Source organism: Ventrimonas sp., from assembly GCF_048380235.1.
In the GTDB taxonomy this organism is placed as follows: domain Bacteria; phylum Bacillota; class Clostridia; order Lachnospirales; family Lachnospiraceae; genus Brotaphodocola.
The window spans coordinates 188,120-194,293 of sequence record NZ_DBFCCJ010000034.1 but is presented as its reverse complement, the minus strand read 5'-3'; the positions used below and the strand labels follow the sequence as shown (position 1 = coordinate 194,293).

The 6,174-nt window shown below is 46.0% G+C and carries 7 protein-coding genes and 2 pseudogenes; 7 read left to right on the top strand and 2 right to left on the bottom strand.

Annotated elements, in window-relative coordinates; translation table 11 throughout:
* The 5 genes and pseudogenes from ACMP1L_RS06020 to ACMP1L_RS06000 form a co-directional block, all read left to right on the top strand.
* On the top strand, positions 1 to 430 hold a 430-nt coding region (locus tag ACMP1L_RS06020; protein ID WP_418452335.1), incomplete at its 5' end, for an FUSC family protein.
* A 19-nt stretch (positions 431 to 449) separates the two neighbouring features.
* Complete coding sequence (locus ACMP1L_RS06015) at positions 450 to 629, top strand: helix-turn-helix domain-containing protein (protein ID WP_418452338.1); 180 nt, start codon at positions 450 to 452, stop codon at positions 627 to 629.
* Between the two features lie 1,036 nt (positions 630 to 1,665).
* Positions 1,666 to 2,115: pseudogene (locus ACMP1L_RS06010) on the top strand (permease); the annotation flags it as partial.
* A gap of 18 nt (positions 2,116 to 2,133) precedes the next feature.
* Positions 2,134 to 2,378: pseudogene (locus ACMP1L_RS06005) on the top strand (thioredoxin family protein).
* Entirely contained in the window at positions 2,375 to 2,785 is a 411-nt protein-coding gene (locus ACMP1L_RS06000) for an arsenate reductase/protein-tyrosine-phosphatase family protein (RefSeq protein WP_118731752.1), read from the top strand. Before ACMP1L_RS06005 ends, ACMP1L_RS06000 begins: the two are co-directional and overlap by 4 nt.
* 180 nt (positions 2,786 to 2,965) lie before the next feature.
* Here the strand turns inward: ACMP1L_RS06000 and ACMP1L_RS05995 are convergent, their stop codons facing one another.
* Positions 2,966 to 3,619: a YczE/YyaS/YitT family protein gene (locus ACMP1L_RS05995; RefSeq protein WP_418452334.1), complete on the bottom strand. Its 654-nt coding sequence runs from the start codon at positions 3,617 to 3,619 to the stop codon at positions 2,966 to 2,968.
* Positions 3,620 to 3,642: 23 nt separating this feature from the next.
* Positions 3,643 to 5,001: an MATE family efflux transporter gene (locus ACMP1L_RS05990; RefSeq protein ID WP_418452333.1), complete on the bottom strand. Its 1,359-nt coding sequence runs from the start codon at positions 4,999 to 5,001 to the stop codon at positions 3,643 to 3,645.
* 179 nt (positions 5,002 to 5,180) lie between these two features.
* Here ACMP1L_RS05990 and ACMP1L_RS05985 point away from each other — a divergent pair, with 179 nt between their 5' ends.
* Both ACMP1L_RS05985 and ACMP1L_RS05980 read left to right on the top strand, forming a co-directional pair.
* Positions 5,181 to 5,555: a zinc ribbon domain-containing protein gene (locus ACMP1L_RS05985; RefSeq protein ID WP_118731755.1), complete on the top strand. Its 375-nt coding sequence runs from the start codon at positions 5,181 to 5,183 to the stop codon at positions 5,553 to 5,555.
* A gap of 33 nt (positions 5,556 to 5,588) precedes the next feature.
* A complete protein-coding gene (locus ACMP1L_RS05980; RefSeq protein ID WP_418452331.1) occupies positions 5,589 to 6,116 on the top strand; it encodes a hypothetical protein in 528 nt (175 codons plus the stop codon).
* The last annotated feature ends 58 nt before the right edge of the window (positions 6,117 to 6,174 follow it).

The window sequence follows — 6,174 nt, the reverse complement described above, 5'->3', positions numbered from 1 at the left end:
GGCAGTACTCTGCATTGCGGAACTCTGCAATATGCCACGGGCAATGTGGGCTGGAATTGCGGCAATGTCAGCAATCTTACCATTTATGGAGGATATGCAATACAGAGTCCGCAAAAGGATTGTCGGAAATATTGCAGGTGTAATATGCTTTACAGTACTATATTTTTTGCTTCCGCCATCCATCTATACATACATAGGAATCCTTGGCGGAATTGGTGTAGGACTTTCTGCAAAATATGGCTGGCAGGCAGTATTTAACACATTTGGTGCTTTGGCCATTGCTACAGAGAGTTATGGACTAAAAGGAGCAGTTGGTCTTAGAGTGATTCAGAATGTTTTTGGCGTTGTATTTGCATTAATATTTTGTTTTATGTTTTATTGGCTTATGTCGAAAAAAAAGGAAACAGTGGTAACCGTGGCTGCAAAATAACGTGGGTTAGAAAGAAAAAATCACAGTTAATGAAGCAGAAAAAAGATGCTACACAGTAAAGGAAATTCAGGATATTCTGGGTATCAGCAGACCTACCGTGTACGAGCTTTTAAAGAAAAATGAATTCCGCTGGATCCAGATTGGAACCAAGTATAGGATTTCAAAGAAAAGTTTTGATGGGTGGCTGGACAAACTGTAAACCAGAGCAAAATATGGTCAAAAAAACATCGACATCCGACCCGTTACACGTTATAATAGATGTAATCTAATAAGAAAACCAAACAATCATTGTTGCGAAGCTGATTCGTAGCGGTGGTCAACTGAATGAACTGGATGGAACTGAATAGTTAAATCCTCCGAGTGCTCCGAGCGTCGAACGAGCACTGAAAAGTGTTTTACATAGATGAAAACAGGTTTTCTTATTTTGACAGGAAGTAACAGAATAGTCAGTAAAATCAAGGATTTACCTTGATTTAGATTGACTTAAGTATATGCGTGTTTATATGGGGATCTTGAACTCCTAAGCGTGGGGTCGGAGGTTCAAATCCTCTTATGGACGCCAGCTAACAACGCCGAAATCCTTTGTTTTCAAGGGTTTTCGGCTTTTCTTATATAAAAAGCTGCGAAAAAGCTCTTTCACTGTATGAGATAAAATTCTACTCCAAAATTTGATTTTTGACAACCCCTCCAGAATCGAACTGCGGTTATAAGACAAAATCGCCAGCTAATTTTTAGCAGAAAATGGGCTGTTCTTGCTAATGAAAATGCCCTTCCTGCTAATCAGACCAAAAATCGTGCTAAAAAACCTGCTAATCAAAAAAGGCGGATGTTTTGAGTACCATGCTGTTATAGCGGATAAAATTGAATATCCTTATGTACATAGAGCGTCTATTTGCCCCGCATCGGGGATGGATAGGCGCTCTTTTTTTGTCCAAAACCATGGGCAAATACAAGAGATTGGAGGTGTTTTATTTGAGTAAGCCTGTTTGTGCCGCAGACAAGCCGAGCGATTGCCATTACTGCTACTTCTGGACGAATGGCAGAAAGGGTTGCCGTCTGGGTAGAAATAATTGCTACTACTTAATCTCTTTGCCACCGAAACCCAAGTTGGAATGTGATGGCTGTCCCTATGGGCGAGATTACCCGTGCATTGGTTGGTGTACGAAGAAGATTATGCGTGAAGTGGGGCTTCGTTGATATGGATGCGTATGAACAGGAATACCGCTTCTGCCTTAGATATTGACTCTCCGACGCTGACACAGAAGGAACGCCTCACCTATGCAAAGGATCAGGTGGCAGAAACCTTCAAGAAGGTATTTCCATACATTCTCATCGGCGTAGGCATTGGAGCGGTCATTCACAACTGGATTCCGGAAAGCTGGGTGGTATCTGTGCTGGGGAGCAGCAATCCGGTCGGGGTAATTCTGGCAACGGTGATTGGTGTTCCTATGTACGCCGACATTTTCGGAACCATCCCCATTGCGGAAGCACTGCTTGCCAAGGGTGCGCAGCTCGGCACGGTACTCAGCTTCATGATGGGCGTGACAACGCTTTCTCTACCGTCCATGATTATGCTACGCAAGGCAGTCAAGCCGAAGTTTCTGGGTTTTTTCATTGCGGTCTGCACCGCCGGAATCATTCTTGTAGGCTATCTGTTTAATCTGTTTCAGGGACTTATCTTATAATTTAGGAGGACAATAATCATGTCAATTTTTGGATTCGGAAAGAAAAAAGAAGAAACACAAACCTGCTGCTGCGGCGGCAGCTGCACACCGGAAGCAATGCAGTCGGCGGAGAGCGAAAAGAAGGAAGCAGGGATTATGAAAAGATCGCCGCTTACGGTGTGATGACCACGCCTGCTCTGGTGGTAGACGGTCAGGTGGTATCCTACGGCAAGGTGCTGAAAAAGGATGAGGTCATCGCCATTTTGAGGAAGGTAAGAAAATGAAAAAGCCGAAGGTCGCCTTTATCTGCGTGCACAACTCCTGCCGTAGCCAGATCGCAGAGGCATTGGGAAAGCATCTGCGTGGGAACGAGTTTGCGTTCTATTCCGCCGGAACGGAAACCAAGCCCCAGATCAATCAGGATGCCGTCCGACTCATGAAGGAGCTTTACGGCATCGACATGGAGAAAAAGCAGTATTCTAAGCTGATATCAAGCATCCCAGAGCCAGACATTTCCATCTCCATGGGTTGTGATGTAGGTTGCCCGTTTATCGGCAGAGTGTTTGATGACAACTGGAAACTTGAAGATCCGACAGGAAAAACGGATGATGATTTCAGGGTGGTTATACAGCAGATCGAGAAGAATATTCTTGAATTAAAGAAAAATGATTGCGATATAAATTCCAATTGAACTAAGTCGCTGCGCGACGGCCGACAAAGGTTGTTGCGCAGCTTTTTCTTTCTCTGAAATTTTTCTACCGTCTTGTCTTGTATATCGCAAAAGTTGGTGCAGGTCCATCTACCCTAACTTTTTCCTGAGCTATGCTTTTTTCACAGCCCCCTGAATTTACTTCTGGAACATCTTCTCAGACTAACGGTGGTCCGCCAGTGAGCGTATCTTCCCGATTCCCGGAAGATACCGGTTCACGAAAGAGATCATTGGTCCGACCAGTACGGCGGAGATGATGGTTCCCAGTCCGATTCCGTTTAATTTGTGGAAGAAGAGGAAAGACAGGAGCGTGGCCATGATGATCAGGGTCACATCAAACCGGATCTTGACCTTACCGAATTCGATGCCGGATACGCGGGAGATTGCATGGACAATGCCCTCACCCGGAACCTTGATGACATCAGGAGCGACTTCTACGCTGATCCCGATGGCAAGGATCGCGCAGCCAATCAGTAGGCTTAAGATGCGCAGTGGCAGTGTCTGCGGGTTCAGCCATGCCAGCACGAGCATGCTGATATCAATAAAGAAGCTGAACAGGATGTTGGCCAGAACCTGCAGAAACTGGATCGGGTGAAAATCCTTTTTCAGGATCAGAAGCTGAATGAGGATGAACAGCATGTTAAATATAAATGTGGTCTGTCCAAAGGACAGGTTTGTAAATTTCAGGCTTAGCACATAAGGAATGCTGGAGATCTGGGACGTACCAAGAGTGCTTTTGGTAATGAATGCGACGCCAAAAGAGTTAATGATGAGTCCCAGGATAAAGAAAAAGTAGCGTTTGATCAGTGTTGACATCTAAAACCCCTCCATATCTTTTGTTATGCGGTTTCTCCGAACAGTTTCCTCAGCTTTTTCATACAGTGGAAGAATGCCGGAAGCAGGAAGGCATCCGCAAAGATCCATGCGAGCGGACTTGCAAAGCACGCAGGAAGAAATCCGAATACCGGAACCAGACAGAATCCCACCAGGGATCTTGCTGCCATCTCGCAGACTCCGGCCAGGATCGCAAACGTGGAAAATCCCATTCCCTGGATCGTGAAGCGGACGACGTTGACAAAGGTCAGCGGGATATAGAACATACTGTTTGCGGCCAGGAACGTGGCTACCCTGCCGATGATCTCGGTCTGCCCTGCGTCCATGAAAAGAAGCGCAATGTATTTGCCGCCGAAAAGCAGGATCACAAATGCGATCAGGGAATAGATGATCCCAATCAAGCTTGCAGCTTTCAGTCCTTCTTTTACGCGGTCCAGTTTCTTGGCACCGACATTCTGACCTGCGTAGGTTGCCATGGTGCCGCCAAGTGCGTCAAAGGGGCAGCAGAAGAACATGCTGACCTTGCTTCCGGTTGAGACAGCTGCCACGGCCATGGAGCCAAGTGAGTTTACCGCAGTCTGCAGTACAACGCTTCCGATCGCGGTGATGGAATACTGGAGTCCCATGGGGATTCCCATGCCGCAGAGGGCTCGGAGCATTCTTCCGTCCGGTTTCCATTCGTCCTGTTTCATATGAAGAATCGGATAATGGCGGATCATATAGATCAGACAGAGCACCGCAGAGATTCCCTGGGAGATGACGGTGGCCAGTGCCGGACCGCTGACGCCCATGCCCAGTATCAGAATGGTGAAGAAATCCAGCGCAATGTTCATGAGGGAAGACAGCAAAAGAAAATAGACTGGAGTTTTGCTGTCGCCCAGGCTTCGGATGATACCTGCAAGTATATTATAAAAATATGTAACAGGAATTCCAAGGAAAATGATAAAAATATAATCATAAGCCCCCTGGATGATATCCTGCGGCGTGTTCATCCACTGTAAAATATCCATGCAGAGGAAGCCAACGATGGTGGCCATAACTGCTGCGAATACGGCGGAGAGCCATCCGGCGTTTGCTACGAACTTGCGCATTCCCATATAGTCTCCGGCTCCAAATTTCTGCGCGACCGGAATGGCAAAGCCGCTGCATGCGCCGGTGCAGAAGCCGATGATCATAAAGTTGATGGAGCCTGTTGAGCCAACCGCTGCCAGGGCAGATACCCCCAGGCATTTGCCGACGATGATGGTATCCACCATGTTGTAAAACTGCTGAAATAGAAATCCAAACAGCATCGGGATCGCAAAGCTTAAAATCAGCTTCATCGGAGATCCAACGGTCAGATCTTTTATCTCATTTTTTTGCATAAGAGTCTCCTTGTATGTATCATTTTGGAATAATTATGTAATTGCTGATGAAACCTGATGTATTATAAAACAGACCGGCAAAAATGTACATACGATAAAATACCGAAAATAAGATTGCATTTATGGAAAGGAAACAGCTATAATAACTACATCATGACGAGAATAGAAAGTGTGATCTTATGTTTTTTATGATGGGAATTACGGACGGAAGAAAACAGCTTGATTTTACGCAGACGGTTATCTGCGGTCTGTGCGGAAAGTATGGGCGGTATCAGGTCTTTATGACATATACGGTACTATCGCTGTTTTTTATTCCATGTTTTAAATGGAACCGGCATTATTATGTCCAGATGAGCTGCTGCAATACCTTGTATGAGCTGGATCCGGAAATTGGAAAGGCGATCGCGCGCGGGGACCAGGTGGAGATTTTGCCGCAGCATCTGACTCTGGTGAATCAGGGAAGCCGTGGTCATGCTTATCGGCGCTGCAGCCACTGCGGATATGAGACAGCAGAGGATTTTGAATTTTGTCCGAAGTGCGGCAACCGGTTTTAGTATGACCGGCAGATGAAAGAGGTTGTTGATTTTATGAAAAAAGATAAGAATACAGGCAGTCAGCTGGAGCTTACCAGTCTGATGACGGAATACAAAAACCAGTTTGACCGCAGTAACAAGCTGGATAACAAGGTCTATATTACCATTACGTTCTGTGGTTTTCTGTTTGTGTTTATCATTGGTCTGTTTAATGGGATTTCCCAGCTTGTGAAACCACAGGACAGGCTGCAGCTTTTTGTGTCAGTACTGTATATTTTAAGCTGCATTGCGGTCATGGGCGCTTATGCTTACGTGCTGGTATTCTTCATGCGGCTTCTGCAGCCGGAGCAGATTGCCCGGATGGACCCGGAAATCATGCAGAAAGAGCATCTGGAGGAGATGGAGGAAGAAGCAGCAAGACAGCGTCTCATTGCACTGTACCGGGAAATCGTGAATGGAAATCTGGTGAAGCTGCATCATCGGTGTGATGAGTTTGTAAAGGGACTGAAATTCATTGTGCCGACGGTGCTTTTGGCCTTTGTATGCTACGCGCTGCAGATCATTCTGCAAATCGCATGGTAGAAAGAGAATCAATATCGCAGTGCTGAGTTCTTCACATCTGTGATCAGCATATGACAAG

Excerpts from the sequence above, each read along its gene's own strand:
- ACMP1L_RS06000 (WP_118731752.1), top strand. The coding sequence starts at position 2,375 with ATGAAAAAGCCGAAGGTCGCCTTTATCTGCGTGCACAACTCCTGCCGT.
- ACMP1L_RS05995 (WP_418452334.1), bottom strand. The coding sequence starts at position 3,619 with ATGTCAACACTGATCAAACGCTACTTTTTCTTTATCCTGGGACTCATC.
- ACMP1L_RS05990 (WP_418452333.1), bottom strand. The coding sequence starts at position 5,001 with ATGCAAAAAAATGAGATAAAAGATCTGACCGTTGGATCTCCGATGAAG.
- ACMP1L_RS05985 (WP_118731755.1), top strand. The coding sequence starts at position 5,181 with ATGTTTTTTATGATGGGAATTACGGACGGAAGAAAACAGCTTGATTTT.
- ACMP1L_RS05980 (WP_418452331.1), top strand. The coding sequence starts at position 5,589 with ATGAAAAAAGATAAGAATACAGGCAGTCAGCTGGAGCTTACCAGTCTG.